The 16423-nt window shown below is 34.9% G+C and carries 12 protein-coding genes; 2 read left to right on the forward strand and 10 right to left on the reverse strand.

The features are described from left to right. Window positions 1–97 precede the first annotated feature (97 nt). The 6 genes from J0871_RS04270 to J0871_RS04295 all read right to left on the reverse strand — a co-directional run bounded on the left by J0871_RS04270 (window position 98) and on the right by J0871_RS04295 (window position 10871). Window positions 98–5173: a hypothetical protein gene (locus J0871_RS04270; protein ID WP_208223689.1), complete on the reverse strand. Its 5076-nt coding sequence runs from the start codon at window positions 5171–5173 to the stop codon at window positions 98–100. A gap of 69 nt (window positions 5174–5242) precedes the next feature. Continuing rightward, window positions 5243–5689 (reverse strand): hypothetical protein, encoded by a 447-nt coding sequence (locus J0871_RS04275; protein WP_208223691.1) that lies wholly within the window; start codon window positions 5687–5689, stop codon window positions 5243–5245. Window positions 5690–5826: 137 nt separating this feature from the next. Next, window positions 5827–7407 carry a class I SAM-dependent DNA methyltransferase gene (locus tag J0871_RS04280; protein ID WP_208223693.1) on the reverse strand — a complete coding sequence of 527 codons (1581 nt, stop codon included), beginning with the start codon at window positions 7405–7407 and terminating at the stop codon, window positions 5827–5829. Between the two features lie 596 nt (window positions 7408–8003). Then, entirely contained in the window at window positions 8004–8954 is a 951-nt protein-coding gene (locus tag J0871_RS04285; protein ID WP_208223695.1) for a hypothetical protein, read from the reverse strand. A gap of 147 nt (window positions 8955–9101) precedes the next feature. Then, window positions 9102–10472, reverse strand: a complete 1371-nt coding sequence (locus J0871_RS04290; protein ID WP_208223697.1) for a Shedu anti-phage system protein SduA domain-containing protein — start codon at window positions 10470–10472, stop codon at window positions 9102–9104. A gap of 156 nt (window positions 10473–10628) precedes the next feature. Continuing rightward, complete coding sequence (locus J0871_RS04295; RefSeq protein WP_208223699.1) at window positions 10629–10871, reverse strand: helix-turn-helix transcriptional regulator; 243 nt, start codon at window positions 10869–10871, stop codon at window positions 10629–10631. A gap of 438 nt (window positions 10872–11309) precedes the next feature. Between J0871_RS04295 and J0871_RS04300 the strand changes: the two genes are divergently transcribed. Both J0871_RS04300 and J0871_RS04305 read left to right on the forward strand, forming a co-directional pair. Beyond that, window positions 11310–12092, forward strand: coding sequence for a sigma-70 family RNA polymerase sigma factor (locus tag J0871_RS04300; RefSeq protein ID WP_208223701.1), 783 nt, complete (start codon window positions 11310–11312; stop codon window positions 12090–12092). Window positions 12093–12094: 2 nt separating this feature from the next. Then, window positions 12095–13192 carry a transposase gene (locus J0871_RS04305; protein ID WP_208223703.1) on the forward strand — a complete coding sequence of 366 codons (1098 nt, stop codon included), beginning with the start codon at window positions 12095–12097 and terminating at the stop codon, window positions 13190–13192. Window positions 13193–13731: 539 nt separating this feature from the next. Here J0871_RS04305 and J0871_RS04310 read toward each other — a convergent pair. Genes J0871_RS04310 through J0871_RS04325 form a run of 4 tightly spaced genes read right to left on the reverse strand, consistent with a single transcriptional unit; the run spans window position 13732 to window position 16301 of the window. After that, window positions 13732–14043: a DUF6730 family protein gene (locus J0871_RS04310; protein ID WP_208223705.1), complete on the reverse strand. Its 312-nt coding sequence runs from the start codon at window positions 14041–14043 to the stop codon at window positions 13732–13734. An 11-nt stretch (window positions 14044–14054) separates the two neighbouring features. Beyond that, window positions 14055–14924: a relaxase/mobilization nuclease domain-containing protein gene (locus J0871_RS04315; RefSeq protein WP_208223707.1), complete on the reverse strand. Its 870-nt coding sequence runs from the start codon at window positions 14922–14924 to the stop codon at window positions 14055–14057. Further along, on the reverse strand, window positions 14921–15460 hold the full coding sequence (mbpA, locus tag J0871_RS17265) for a mobilization protein MbpA (RefSeq protein WP_243870382.1): 540 nt from the start codon (window positions 15458–15460) through the stop codon (window positions 14921–14923). Before mbpA ends, J0871_RS04315 begins: the two co-directional genes overlap by 4 nt. After that, window positions 15438–16301: a toprim domain-containing protein gene (locus J0871_RS04325; protein ID WP_208223709.1), complete on the reverse strand. Its 864-nt coding sequence runs from the start codon at window positions 16299–16301 to the stop codon at window positions 15438–15440. Before J0871_RS04325 ends, mbpA begins: the two co-directional genes overlap by 23 nt. Window positions 16302–16423: the final 122 nt, after the last annotated feature.

The following is a 16423-nucleotide window of genomic DNA, read 5'->3' on the forward strand; positions in this document are numbered from 1 at the left end:
CTTTTACGTTTTGCACAGACCTTTGGGTTATGTAAACACTTTCGTTCAATCAGTTTCGGTCAATTGCTTATCGCCAATATGGTAGGTATGGGCTTTTTTAGTTTTCAATTTTTTTATATGTAATTACATTTTCCCTGAATAAATATGCTTCTGATGAGCCTAAATCAACCATTCGGTTCAAAATCCAAACATAATCATCTATTAACGTTTTGTTGTTCTTGATTTTAAAAATATGGTTGTAAAAAAGTCGTTTTATCATTCTTTCTGCCGAACCTGTTGCCAAAGTACGTGTAGCAAGAGTATTTGTTTTAAATGTTTTTGTTAACCAACTTATGCCATGTGGTAGAAATTCTTTCTCTCCAACTGTTGAAAATACATTAATTGCCGAGGAAGTATTGTCTTGACCCTTTTCAAGAAATATTTTTTTGTAGAAATCTTTTTTGCCATCCAAAACATTCCAATTATTTTCGTTCGGATTACCTTGGTAATCCCATAGCAAATATCTTATGTCCAACAGAAGTTTTTTGATTAGCGGATGTTTTCCGTTGCTTGGAATTAAATCAAAAAGAATTTCCCAAAGATTCCAAAAGTTCGCTTGCTGTTTAGAGTATTTCTTTTGTTCTATTTTCAAATTCCCGTTGTCATATAACTTTAATACAAGGTAATCTAAAGTTGTGTTTACAAATTCAAGCAAGTCATTTCTACCAAACTTATGACTTTGAGTTTGGTTTGATAATGAATTAACTAACGTAGTTAAAACAGATTTTGAAAAACTAAAATTTGCGTCCAAAAATAAATTGGCAAGATATTGTTGAATATCAGAAATCGATTCGTGAGGAAATTGACGTGATTCTCCTCTTCTATTATAAGAATAATCTTCTTTTTTAATTAAATCACTAAGAACAATTGGTAATATATGGTTTATGAAATCTGTAAAATCATTATCAGCTTTATCGTAAGGGGTAATTACAAAAGCTCTTGCCAATAGATATGCTTGGCTTTTTTCTAAATTTATTTCAGCCAGGTCTAACTTTAAATTTTTGTTAGATGATATCCGTTGAACAAAATTTTCTTCATTTTCCTGTGCTTCCTTTAACTTTTCTTCATCTTGGTAACCCTTTAAATGTGGATGAGCTTTTTTGTAATTGGAATATTTGATAAGCCCAAGCCAAACTCTTTTTGCCTCATCCGGAAATTGTTGAAAAAACTCCTCTCTAATGTACTTAGTGATTTTATCAATTTCGTGGTCGTGAAACGGTGCAAATAGCATATAAATCATTGTTGCTATTATTCCATTTTTATCTTCATCATTATTTGCATTTTGCATCAGCAAATGGAAAGAAGATAATGCCATTTCCTTTTCCATTATATTAATGCTCTTATTAAGATTGTAATTTCTGCTAAACGTATCTTGAAGAATAGAGCCTATTGAATTTTCAATGGTTTCTATACACCAAATTTTCTGTTCTCCTCCAATAGAACTTGAAAATTCACGTAATCCGAGAATAGAAAGTGTTATAGGTTTACTGAAAAAGGTATCGAAATTATCATCGTCAGAATAATAATGATAGCACTCTAACCATTTTTCACAACTAATGGGTTCTTCTTTTTTGTGAGCTTTTGAAATTATATCTGAATATTTAGCTGAGGTATTTTGCTTTTCAAAATAATCTTGTGATGAAGCCAAATGTTCAACGACTTCTTGTTCGTATTTGGGCTGAACAATAAATCCTCCAAGTTTTTGATCGTATGGTTGAATTTCCCAAGTTCTTATATCAATTTCATTCAATCGCTTTTTCCACATTACATCATCTTCCTTAAATTCTCCTTTAAGTTTATCAAATAGATTGTGTAATTCTGGATTCAGTTTTCTAACATTGAATTGATAATTCACAATAAAGTCTACTAATCCACGTGTGTATTGTTTTCTATGTGGTAATTGATTTGATTCCCCCCGCTCCTTTTGTGCAAATGCAATACGATTGTCCATAGGAGAAAGTACTGAATGTTCCTGAAGTGCCCGGCTTGAATCCCAATCATAAAATTCAGGAATAGATAATAGTGGTAACATTGCTTCTTCAACTTCTTCAGGATATGCAATTGCTACGCTTGTCAAAACTGATAATGGGGCAATATTATTGCTGTTTTTAAGAACATAATCAAACATAAATTTTATGTTTTTCTTACTTACATTTGATTTATATTTTGCTGTTTCCAATAGGTATTTTTCCAAACTCATCAGTAAGGATTCCAAAGCGTAATTTGTTACGCTTGAACCTCTGTAAGCAGCCCATAATTCCCAGGCAGCATATTGTTTCACTACTGTCCCGTCCTTCAATTCAATTTCTATTTGTGAGATTTTGTGTTTGTAATCACAAGTAGCGTTAACGTAAAAATCAACTGAATAATTGATAAAATCAATGATGAATTTTAATCCAATGATTGGGTGAACCCACAATAAATTGTAAAATGGTGTCTTGTAGATTCCTGAAGGAAAAAAAGAATGCTTATCTCTAATGCCCCAACATTCTTCGTCTCGTAAACGGCTTGCTAAAAATCCTAAACCATTAGGAAAGTCTTCTTTTTTCGGTGGAATGTACTTCCAATTTTTCCAAGCTGTTTCAACAATTAATTCAGGTACTTCCTTTATTAAACGTTGATTTCCTATACCTGAAAGACAACTCTCAATTACGTTCTCGTAAAAAGTATTCAATCTCCAAGAATCACGATTTTCCTTATTGTCAAATGCTCTAGAAAGAAGTTTTATAATTTCTTCTTTTGCAATTGTAGCCAAGTCGAACAAAATTGTAATCAAGATTGAAGATTTATCTCTGGCGCTTTCTTCTTGCCAAAACTCTTTTTCTTCCTCAACTTCTTTAAGATAAAAAAGGATAATAGAATTTGCCGATTCTAATTCTAAATCTTCAATTTTGTGGTATTGAAAAAGTAATCGGTAATACCAGTCGGTAAGAAAATTTAGTATTGACAGTTTAATTGTGTCCAATTGAACTATGTGCTTTTGAATAAAAAATATTGCTTCTTTCCAGCCCGATCCAATAGGTAAAAGAAAATTGTTATTGGCTTTTTGATCGCTTTCTTTGCAGCAAGTTTTTATGATATGCAAACATCTGTTGAAGAAAACAGCATTGTTCTCAAGAAGTTCTTTTTCAAAATTAAGGAAAAACGAATTACTGTTTTCGGATTTAAAAATAGCAATCAGCAATTCATCAGCCCAATATTTTTCAATCGTTGAGTCTGAAATTGTCGTCTTAATCAGCTCTCTTATAGTGCTATTGTTGTCAATTAGATAATCTTCTACCCATAGGCGAAATGCTCGTCTGATTGCGGGTTCGTTGCCCAAGTTAACAAACAAATCTTTTGGTTCAGGAAAATCTTCGAAGGTTGAGGAAACATATTTTACTAAAGCCCAATCTTCTAGAATATCGTGAGTGGGCGCATACTTTCTATTGTTGTTTTCCTGAAATACAATTTCGTCATTTTCTAAACAAACAATTGCATCCGGATCCGATTTATCGGGTGTAGTAAAGAGTTTCATCTCTTTTGCTCTTTTAACTGCAATTTCTTGAAACGCTTTTTCTCTTTTAATTGGCAGTCCGTTTTTTGTATTTGTCGAATCTACAACCAATGAATTCCACAACTTATTTTTGAATTCAGTTATTGAAACCGTAGCATAATCTTCGTTTGTTTTGCCAATTGCTAATATTGAAAAATCAAGATATTTTGGACTTCGAAGTAATTTTTTGACTTTGTCATTTTTCAGAACTTTATTTAACTGTGGAAATTTTTCAGCTACAAGTTTTAATTCTTCTCCATTGAGACTTGGAACGTCAACTATGTCTATGTCGTTTTTATCAATTCCGAATTTTAAGGTAATTAAGTCAATCGCATATCTCCGGGATGAAGCAATAACCTTGATTTCAGGATGTTCTGTAATCAATCCTATTAATTGTTTGAAAGCACATTCGGGGTCTGCTTCTAATAATTTTTCCAAGCTATCAATAAAAATAATTTTTTCAGGGATTAGAGAAATACAGGAGAAAATATCTTGTATCGTTTCGTTCACGCCCTGCCTTGAAAACACATTTGCAAGTGTAGATTCATTGAATTGATCAGCTCTGAAAACGAACACGCTTGAATTTTGAAAATCTTTGTCAAGAATTTCTTTAATTTTTGCTGATTTACCAACACCAGGCTTTCCTGTTACAACCGTTATCTGATTACGGCTTAATGCCTCTAGGATTTTTTCTCTTACTTCGGTTCTGGGTAATTGAACTTGGTTTTCGCCAGATCCAATTGAAATTTTTATTGGTCGTAATATCTCTCTGCTGTCTGAATTGAGTTTTTCAACTGTTTTTAAATATGGACTTATCTGTGTGTTGTCAAAATGAATAAAGAACTCTTTGTCTTTAATGCTTTCAACCGTTACGCTTCCACCATTTGGGTTAAGTGTTCCAACGTAAGCAAAAATACTATCCCAAATTTCTTTTTCGGTAGCAGTTGAATCTTTACTTCTGCATAGTTTTATGAGATTAAGAAAATATGTTTTATCAATACTACCTTCGTTTGAGAAATCATATTCTAGAACATCAATACATTTTAAAAATTCCCATAATTCTTTATCACTTAAGGATATATTTTTATTTGCTTCTTTTAATACTTCACGAAAAACATCTAATCGCTTCTTTTTTCCCTTAATTCTGTTTACTTCCGAAATAAAATCAGTTTCTGTAGCGTGGGTTGTGGCCCAATTAAAAAGTGATTTAAGATGGTTTCGTTCGTCTTTAGTTAAACCATTTTTTACTACTATAAGTTTATCTTTTGTTTTGTCAAAAATCGAAGTATTATTATAATCTTTCCAAAAAGCACCAATTACTTCTTTAAATTTTTGATTGTCAGCAGTAAACGAAATGTCGTGTTTTACTTGAACCAATAATCGATGTTCTCCTCTCTTGGATTTTGCAGTAGCCATAAAATCGTCAGTCTCATAGCCTCTATTAGTTACTTGCATAGCAACCTCTGAAAGGTGTGCTGAATCTACTAGAGCAGGAACATTACCTCGCATAATTAGCGTTGTTATAAATGCTGTTTCTACGAGTTGCTCAAAGTTTGTCCCACCACCTCCTTTTTGAAAAACGCTTCCTTTGTCTGACATATTAATTTATTCTCTTTTGGCGGTGTTATTTTGATAATCAAAGTGTTATTTAAGCATTTTTGGCTGCAGTTATTTAGTGAAATTTAGAATGACCTCTTCATCAGTATTTTTCAATAAATTATAATTTTTATATCCTATGTTTTTGACCCATTTTCCTGTTGGAGTTGAAAAGACACTTTCCTCTTCACTCATTGTTTTTAAATTCCTTTGGAAAATCAATAAATTGGTAGACATTCCTTCTTCAAAGTCTTTAAATTCACCTCCTTTATGCCAACTTGCTCTAATTAAAGAGATTGGATAATTTGAATTTATTTCATCAAATACTTTTTTAAAGGAATGAAATCCCAATCCAGCTCTTTGAAATTTCGGATTATAAATTTTTATTATGCTTACAAACTCACCATTTTTATTTCCTGAACCTTCTGCTGTACCAATATCCTCTCCAGCTTCATTGGTGATTTGATATGAAACATAATCATCGCTTATTGATTCACTTTCTATGTAATTAATATTCATTTATTACTAAAAATGTTTTTAATTTTAGCTAACAATGCTATAAATGTCTTTTTTATTATCTGTGGTTTATTTATGCCAGCCCTTACCCCATTAAAAATGAACAATTGAGGATATTTATATAGGACCTCTATTTTATTTTAAACTATTTTCTCAAAATTAACTTTAATCCTTTCCTTCAACTCTTCCCCTTTTTCAAATTGCTCCAGCAACTGCGCCTTAAGACCCTCCATTTTTTCTTCAAAAGGGACTCCATCATCTTCTTCGGCTTCTGTTCCTACGTAGATTCCTGGCGTTAATTTATAATCCTGATTTTGTACATCAGTAATATTTGCTGCTTTAGAAAATCCTTCCAGATCATCGTAATTTCCATCGCGGTTTCTCCAGTTGTGGTAAGTTTCTGCAATTCGGCTAACATCCTCATCGCCAAAAACCCGAAGCTTTCGGCTCGCCATTTGGCCCATTTTGGAGGCGTCTATAAATAGAATTTCATCATTTCGTTCCCGGTGGGTGCCGTCGTTGCCGTTACGGTTTTTGCTGAGAATAAAAATACAGGCAGGGATCCCGGTGGTGAGAAACAATTTATCGGGTAAACGTACAATGGCATCAACCATAGATTTATCTACCATATACTGGCGTACATTTTTCTCTCCTCTGTTATTGGAAGTCATCGCCCCGTTGGCCATCACGATCCCGGCAGTCCCGGTGTCGCTTAAGTGATGCCAAAAGGTTTGCATCCACATATAATTGGCGCTGCCATCGGTAGTGAATTCCTCCCTGGGGCCAAATAAGCGGGGATCACCATCGGGTAGATCTTCCGGGTGCCAGTTGCTTACATTAAATGGCGGATTAGCAATAATATAATCGGCTTTCAGTTCCGGGAATTTATCGTCTAAAAGGGAATTCCCGAGTTTGATATCGAAAGAAAGATTTCGGAGCATCAGGTTCATCAGGCACAATCGTAAAGTTTGTGCGGTCATTTCCTGTCCGTAAATAGCGATATCGCTTTTATTGCCGCCGTGTTCCTGCAGGAATTTTAAACTTTGTACAAACATTCCCCCGCTTCCGCAGGCAGGATCAAAGATCCTTCCTTTGTAGGGTTCCAACACTTCCACCAGCAAACGTACAATACTGCCAGGCGTAAAAAACTGTCCCGCGCCCGAACCTTCCGCCATCGCAAAACGGCCGATGTAATATTCATAAATACGCCCTAAAACATCGCTTTCGGGATTTTCCTTTTCAGAAAATTTAGGTTTGGAAAGCAGGTTGATAATACCGCCGGTTTGTTTTGGTGACAATTCACTACGGACAAAAATTCGCGGCAATAGATTTTGAAGCTGTGGGTTGTATTCGGTAAGCAATCCCTGGATTTCATCAAAAGCATCATCTACTTTTACCTTGATATCATCCTGCTCGGCATTATCTTTTAAATACTGCCAGGACGCCTTTCCCGGAATTTTAAAGGTATTGCGGGAACGGTATTCGTCCCGGTCTTCCAGCACATAATTTATTTCCTCGGTATCGGTAGTGTGATAATCTGAAGAAGGATCGTTTATTAAATCCTTTAATTCCTCCCGAATCACCTCGTAACGTTCGCTAAGGTGTTTAAGGAATACCAGGGGAAGAATGTAGTTTTTATAATTGTTTTCTGAAACGGCACCTCTAAGTTCGTTGGCCGCGTCCCAGAGTTCCTTTTCAAAATCAATATCAGCTTTTGCCATGTATGGTAGGTTGGGTCTAGTAGTTTTTATTTAAACAGCCTGAATATAATGATTTGACTGCGATTAAATATTCCTGTAGGGTGGGAATATTACAAATATAAGGGAAATGGGTTAAACGATGTAACGTTTGGCTAAACAGGTCCTACCTCTTATCAAAATTACATACATTTTTATGAGAGGATTTCACCTCTTTTTATGAATATAAATTGATTCACGACCAGTTCCACCACAAATCGCACATTTAACCCTTAATCGTTCACCAATTTCTTTTTCATTAAATTCATTAATACAACTTTTACAACTGTATTTATCTCCCAGATTGTTCCATCCGCTCAGACAAACTCCGCTTCCATCACAATGTCGACAAGACCACTTATCAATACTGAACCTATACATAAACATTTTAAAAGGTTTATCGAACTGGTTTAAAATCCATTGTAATATATCCATTATCTTCTTTAGTTAATTAAACACATTTCTCTAAATAATGCTCTACATCAGCCTTCCATTAGCAAGGAATTGATTTACACTTGAATTTAATTTTACTTTATCTTCTCAACCTGTTATTTTCCCTGATCAATCGGGAGGGACTGTGATTATTGACTAATTTTCGTTATTTCCAGGCTTTTAACATCAGAAATCGGATAAATAAAATTTTTCTGTTTATCTAAATCTCGCAGGAATATATAATCGGTTGTTTTACCTACGAAAACTTTTTTTGATGTACTCTTAATATTTCTTCCATCATATTGAAAATTCACATCATAAGTTGCGTGATTTAAAGTTTTTTCGGCTTTTTCTTTTTGATAAATAGTCATGAATAAAAATATTAAGAATACTAAAGGAATAGATTGCATAGTCCTTACCGAAGATTTGGGGTTATTTTCTTTCGTCCTGCTTATCATAGCGTAAATTAAAGCGCACCAAATTAATATTGAAATTATCGTGGAGGTATTATTTATAAAAAAGGGGCTATAATAATTTAAATCATATTGAAGTGGAGAAAAAATTATTAGCATTCCAGCACAAGTAAAAACGAAGAAGAATATCCATAAACCAATTTTAAATAAAACGCCAATAATATTAAATAGGAATAAAAATAAATGGGAAAAAGCTTTATTATATTCTTTAAAAAAGAAGAACTTTTTATAAAATAAAATTCCTCTTTTGAGGGTTAAATCGTGATAATTATTATAGATAAAGCTTGTACTTACCTGCCGTTTCTTAAAACGTCTTAATCTTTCAAATTTAGGATCTATTTCAATTTCCGATTCAGATTTTTTTGTAGGTTTTTTGGTTCTTTTCTCCTTTTTTGAAAGTGGCAATATCACCATGAATATTACATAACAAATTATTAAAAATCCAGTTATAAAAATTGGAGTTATTTTTGAAATTATCGAAAACAGTAATTCGTAAATAGTTAAATAGGGGAAAATTTCAATATCAAAAAATCTATAATAACTCAAATAATTATAGAAACCTAGAAAAATAAGTAACGGATAACATATAGGAATTAACTTACTTAGGTTTTCAATCTTTTTTCTCAATATTATTTAACTTTAAATGGCTATTACCTAAACGATTTTATATCGAAGCAGAGTCGCTGATTAAACGGCTTAAGAATATTCTTTCCTGGCCTCTAAATTAAACTTTTTCGGCAAAACGCTATTTGCTATCGATGTTGTGAGTAGTGCCTATTCGCTTTTCATTATTTCTAATCTTGTTCTTGCGTGCTCTAGCAATTCGGAATAGTTCATGATTTTAATATTACGATAACTGTTTTTTATTTCCCTATATGCTCTTAATCCATTTTCATTATAATCAATTTCGCTTACTTTTCTTTTCCTTTCTGCGCTTAAATTTTCATAATCTTTAGTCAACGTTTTCCAAGAGCCAATTAATATTAATGCTGTTGGTCTAATACTTTCGACATATGTAGTTCCGCCAATTTGTTCATTAATGTATTCTCTAATTTTCTTACCTTCTATCAAATATTCTTCGTCATTATCTTTCTGAACTGCGGAAATATATCGTTCCGCCTGGGCTATAGCGATAGAAAGATTTTTAGAAGGATAAAATTTATCTCGTCCTTTCTCATAATCTAAAATAGTTTCATCAGTTCTTTTTAGTTCCACAACCTCAACATCTCCGAGGTGTGTTATTAATATCAAATCAAATTGTGATCTGGATTGAGAGCCGGGATTAATAACATATTTATCAGTATTTAAAAGAGCAGGAACTCCAAACAATGTATATTGCCCATAATCAGATAGGACTTTTTCTATTAAATGCTCCGGCCCCGTAATACTTGACTTACTATATCCGAAGTTTAAAAATCCAAAATTCTTAGCTTTCGGAGTAGTTAATGCTGAATCTTCTAATAAATCTTCAATTGTGTCTATTAGCCATCTTACTTGTTTATTTACCTGCTTCTCTATAATAATTTGATTAGTTTCTCCTGAATCTAATTTGTCTGATAAATTAATCAAATCAGAACTTTTTAGTTCGCCACTTGCTATCATTTCCTTCAGAAGTAGGGAATAGTTTCTACCAACTTCATCTTGTGAAACTGACAAATTATATTCAGAATTTAAAAAAGGGGCTATTCGAGCAGTAAATCTGGCTTTTTTTCCTTTACCTTCTTCTTTGTCAATATTTAGAATCGTATCATATAGTTCCTTCGTAATAAATATTGTATTACCGGTAATCTTATTTTCCCTATATCCAATTACAATCGAATTATATGGCTGGGTATTAAAATTTCTAAATAAATCGATAATTTTTCGTGCGCCGAATGGTGGATTAATAATATTAGAACCTAGAATATTTAGGTTTTCGTGATTTATTGGAATTCTAACTTTGAAATATTCTTCTATTATATCATCAACTTTACTAGGATAGTATCTCTTGTTGTTATATTTAATTTGTTGACTCGTATAGGAAAAGAACTTAGTGCCTCTTACACGGATGATATTATCATTTTCCTCAATTTCTGGCTCTTTAGTAATTCTGCTTATCTTGGTTCTAAGTTTTTCTAAAGGTGTTTTAAAATATTTTTTAGCCATAATTTTGATTTCGGCATATCTCACAACTCGTTTTGCACCACTTAAAATAGCTTTTCAAGAACAAATATGTTGGGATAAACGCAGTTTTGCTAAATATAAAAGAATAAAATAAGAAAAAAATGAGGAAAACCGTAAAAAGAGAGGAGTTAAAGGAATTTATTCAGAAAATAATTCAAAATCAATATTGAGAAGCGTTTTTGGTTCAACTTCCAGAGCTTTTGCTAATGCTAATAATGTAGTAAAGGAAAAGTTTCTATTGCCATTCTCAATAACACTTAAACTTCCTTTTGTAACTCGGCATCGTGCGGCAATATCATCCTGACTTAGACCTTTTTCTTCACGAAGCCTTTTAACATGCCGCCCGAAAATACGTTGTCTTTTAAGGTCTAAATCTTCCATATTATTTACTTGGAAAGTAAATACAAGAAATTTTTAACTAAAAATTGTTACAAGTTCTTGTAACAAAAAGATATTTTTTGTTACTTAGCTGATAGTTAGGTCAAAATGATTTAATTTTTATATTTGCGATACTTCTTAAAGTAAAATATTAGAAGCATTCGCTTTGAGTCTTGAACAGAAAACTGGTAATTTTCAACAAACCACAAGATGATAAGTGTAAATGCTCACGACCCGGGCGTGGGCTTACTTGATCGTGGTAAGGTATACCAGTGCCTCTGTTCGATAAGTTGAGTCTCCACGCCTTTTTTGTTTGTAGAAAACAGGCTTTCTTCTCAATTGTTTTCAAAGCTACCTTCTCTTTATATCTTATAAGAATTCGCATAAGCTAAATTCAGTTTAATTCTGGTGGTATTTACCTCCAATTAAAAGCGACTGCTTATGTTACAGCGTATTTTTGAATTATTACAACAAGGCCATCCCGATGCTTTGGAGTTTATTTACGCCAGGTACCACCGCAAGCTCTTTTGGATAGGGAAGCAACTAATACGAGATGAATTTGTCATAGAAACCATACTTCAGGATACTTTCTTAAAACTATGGGAGCAAAAGGATGGCATTGAACGACCCGAACATATTTTCTTTTTTCTTCGCTATGTGATGAAAAGAGATTGTACCTACTACTATGCCCGCCCTAAGAATAATTTTTACCGGAATATCAACCGCCTGGAATATTATGAGAACTACCAGGAATACATGCACGGCTATGACCCCGAGAAGGAGGATGAACATCTACTGGATTGCGAGACCCAGCAGAAAGCCTTTGATCGGGTAAGCCGTGTTTTTCCCCTACTAAGCCCTGAAAGAAGGCGCCTGATAGAACTCTGTTTAAAATACGGGTTTCAGTATAAGAAGATTGCGCAGCTTATGGGAACCAGTATCACCTATACCCGCAATGAGGTAAAAAGGGCAATAGAGGATATTAAAAATATCATCCACCAGGGGAGCAGTTTGGAAACAAAACCTGAACCGATGGTAGCAATGAAGATTCAGAGGAAAATGACCGAGGAACAGGAAAAGGTCTTGCAGCTGCGTACGGAAAGCCAGTATTCCTTTGCTGCAATTGCCAAAGAATTGAACCTTTCTCAAAAGGAAGTCCATAAGGAATTTATGGCCGCCTATAAGCTACTGCAGCTCAAATACGAACAACAACAATCGGCTTAATGATGGGAAAAGATACGCTAAAACTCACTCGAAAAATCCAGTTACTGGTTGATTTGCCTACCAAAGTAGAACGAAAGGAGGCCCTGGATAAACTCTACCAGTGGCGCAACCGCAGCTTTAAGGCCGCCAATCTTATCATTAGCCATCTCTACGTCCAGGAAATGATCCAGGAATTCTTTTATTTAACCGAAGGGATAAAATATAAACTCGCCGATGAAAAGAAAGATGAAGCCGGCATCCTGAACCGCTCTCGCATCAATGCCACCTATCGGGTAGTGTCCGATCGCTATAAAGGGGAAATCCCGACCAATATTTTAGGCAACATCAACCATAATTTAATGAGCACGTTCCAGAAAAATAAGGTGGAATACTGGAAGGGGGAACGCTCGCTTATGAACTTTAAAAGGGATATGGCTTTTCCATTTGATATGGAGGGCGTTAAAGGTTTATGTTATGATGAAGATAAAAAAGCCTTTTGTTTTCGTTTGTTTTCCATCCCGCTAAAAACCTATTTAGGTAAGGATTATACCGATAAACGAAAGCTACTGGAGCGGGTAGTAGCAGGGGAGACCAAGCTTTGTACTTCCCACATTCAATTGAAAAATGACAAAACATTTTTGCTGGCCACATTTGAAATTGAAAAAGAGAAACATTTCTTAAAGTCCAATGTGATCGCAGAAGCTTCTTTATCGCTGGAATATCCTATTACAGTAAAGACCGGAAAGTCAAAACTCAATATTGGCTCCCGGGAAGAATTTCTATATCGTAGGCTTGCGATACAAGCTGCCCGGAAAAGGGCACAGGATGGGGTAACCTATGCAAGATCGGGTAAAGGGCGAAAACGAAAAACCAAAGCAGTGCAAAGGTTCCACGAACTGGAAAAGAATTACGTGACTAATCGGTTACATCTCTACAGTCGGAAATTAATCGACTTTTGCATTAAACACCAGGCGGAGACGCTTATTTTAATAAACCAGGAAGATAAGATCGGGATTGCGAAAGAGGAGGAGTTTGTACTTAGAAACTGGAGCTATTATGAACTGATGGCTAAGATAAAATACAAGGCTGAGAAGGCAGGTATTGAACTGATAACAGATTGAATTGAAATTACGAGGGTGCTTGTACACCCATAAGGTGAGGTTGAAAGTCACACTCACTGAATGCACTTAGCATATACAACGGCGTGTCATCTCACTTTTATTGAATAGGGAATTATTTATGCAGAAGCTTATTTGAAGGAATTGAATAGAAAAAAATAAAATAATTAACAATGAGGGTGCTTGTACACCCGCAAGGTGAGGTTGAAAATCACACTCACTAAATGCGTTTAGCATATACAACGGCGTGGGCTCTTATTTTTTTGATGTTAGTCCAGATTACTTGCTTCAACAATTGGAGGAGAGTTCAACTGTCAAGGATTACTTGACAGTTAAAAAGTATAGTAAGAAAGGTTTCAAGAAATTTATATTACTATAATTTACACGGGATTATTTCAGTGGGTACCGGGTAAAATCAAACCGTAAAACACTCTCCAGGCGATAAAGAAATGATGATCAAAGTGATAGTCAATCTTATATCTCGCCATTAAACCAAACTATATTTTTATAAGCTAAGAATTTGTGAGGCTAAGTAAGAGAAACTATCCCGCAAAGTCTCGAAAAACCATTACTATTAAAACTGCGTTAAGCACAATGGAAACTCCAAAAACAATCAATACCCAAATCGGATAGGCCTTGGCTTCTTCAAGTTTTCCACCAAGTTCTTTCATTTCTGTAGCGTATTGAGAAAGATCCTTTTTCATTTTCTCCTGGTGCTCTAAGAGCTGCTTTTCAAAAGCTTCACTATCGAGACCGATCTTTTCTTGTTGAATTTTCTCCAGTCTTTGCACCGTCTTTTCAAACTGGCTGATTTCTGAAACCAGCAGTTCACTAAGTTGTTCTAATTTTGCCATAATACGAATTTTTAGAATCCCATCCCGGCATCCATACCTTTAGAGATTATTTTTTTGATCACCTGTTTTGCTATTGCCTTAGCCATCCCGGTAGAAAGCTCTACCGTTTTCCCGGCAAGTTTGAGCTGGGTATTTTCCTTTAGGAAGCTAGACATACTCTTTTCTGAAGCCAGGGATTTTCCAATATAGCCTCCCGTCATCGAGCGATGTACTTCGCTACCTTTGAGATTATAATTATCAAACTCAAACCGAAAGCCCTGCAGCTTATTCGCTTTATTGATCGAGGGAATCACCTTCACGCCATTCGTTTCCATTCCCTTTATATAATCCTGGAACGTTCTTGGTTTAAACTGCTGCATCGTCAGATCGTGCCGCCTTTTGATTTCAGAACGAATAGCAGAAAGATTATGCTGCTTTTCCCATTGCACTTGTTTCACGGTAGTCAGCTGCATTTTCTCAGCTACTTTCTCTGCAGCCAGTTGACTTCGTTTTCCAATAAAGCTATCATTGTAGGCTACCCCTTTAAAATCAATACGATTTACATAAAGGTGAATATGCTTATGCGCTTTATCCCGGTGAATAAAGGCAATGGCTTGCCGGTCTTTCAAGTTCATCTGTTTCATAAATTGATCACAGATCCTGGACAGCTCTTTCTTCTCCAAATGTTTACCATCATCTATAGTAGGGCTTAATACAAAAGCGAGTGTATTCTTTTCACAGTTTTCATTAAGTTCCTGGGTAAGTTTAAATTCTGCCGTTACTTCCTTAGGCGTGTCCCCGGTAATATTTTGCGAATAGACCACCTCGGCATCTTTCTCCTGGTTCCAGCCATAGGCCATCGAAGCCTGGGTATGCGATATCGCTTTTCCTTTCCCGATCATCTTCTCAATTTTTCAAGATGAGCTTTGATCAAATTGGCCAGTTCGTAAACCTCCCTGGTCATTTTAGGATTTTTCCGTCGGTACATATTCCCGATAGATTTAAAGTTATTATGAAACTTATGGAGGGTTTTATAGATCTCGATATGATCATCAGAAAGCCGTTCCTTGATCTCTTTTTCATACACAGCCTTTCTACAAAACTCACTTAAAGTAAGTCCGCTTTGTTTTGCTTTGATCCTTAGAATCTTCTTTTCGTATATAGAACATCTGAATTTTATCCATTCACTTTTCCCCTTAAACCTCTCTTTTTTTTCATTGCGACCACCGGGAGCAATCAAGATTGTGCCCACAGGCACACATCTTGCATTCCCTTCCAAAGTCGGTACAGATAGTTTAAGCTCCTTCTTTTCCAGCTCAGCTTTTTGATCTATTCTGCCATACATTTTATCGTGTTGTTTCTTGGTATTAGTCAAAGCTTCTTCCCAGCTTATTTTACTTTTACCTCCTTGCTCCTTATTTTTTCCAGGCTTTTTCATCTTTTAATTTTTCATTGAGATCTACATAATCTTTATAAAAATCACTGCGATCGGTGATATGGTCATATTGGTTTAAAAGCAAAGCTGTTGCTTTTTCACCAGCGAAATCATTATCCAGGAAGAGTAAAACCCGCTTATATTTTGGAATCAAAGTTTCGATCCTCTTTATAAAAGCCAGGGAATTTAAAATGATACTATCTGAACTTTGTACTAAATCTTTATCAATGGTAGCCAGGGATAGAAAATCAAACATTCCTTCCGTAATGAGTAGTTGTTTGGAGTCATTTTCAACAAGAGAAAAAGTCTTAGGACTACTAGAATTTTTAAAATATTTATTTCGAAGTTCCCAGCCTCCAAGTTTGTTTTTAAGTCCCAGGGCATAATACTGTTTCTCCTTCCATTGATACCATACCTCGTTACAAAAATGCTTGGCTAATGCTACATTGATTTTTCGAAATTTCAAATAGTAGAGTAGGGCTGGATGGTCTAATGGTTTCACAGCCGTAATTTGAATTTTACTTTTTTTAGGCCTGTGGTTATTTGGTGAGCTGTAAGTAGGTGTGATGGATTCTTGATCTAAAAAGCGCAAAGCTTCTTTAACCTCACAATTTTCGATAAGGCATATTAGATCAATTACATTACCTCCTTCTCCTATTCCAAAGTCATACCACCTGTTGAGTTGTTTAGAAACCTTAAAAGAGGCCTGCGTTTCTGACCGCAGGGGACTCAGAAACCAGGCTTCTTTTTCCGTTGTTCTGCTGGGAAAGTGCCCCAACTTTGCGAGGCTTTTGACGATGCAAATGTTGCGGGCTTTTTCACAGCTTAATTTTCCTGTTTTCATCAGTATTTATTTAGTGTGTATTGATCCTGTTTATAGTTCTGTGTTTTTAAGCCTATTTTATGTCATCATTATTTTTTGATGACAGTTTGATGACAATTTGATGACAGCCGAAACCATTGCTA

This window comes from Salegentibacter sp. BDJ18, assembly GCF_017579965.1.
In the GTDB taxonomy this organism is placed as follows: domain Bacteria; phylum Bacteroidota; class Bacteroidia; order Flavobacteriales; family Flavobacteriaceae; genus Salegentibacter.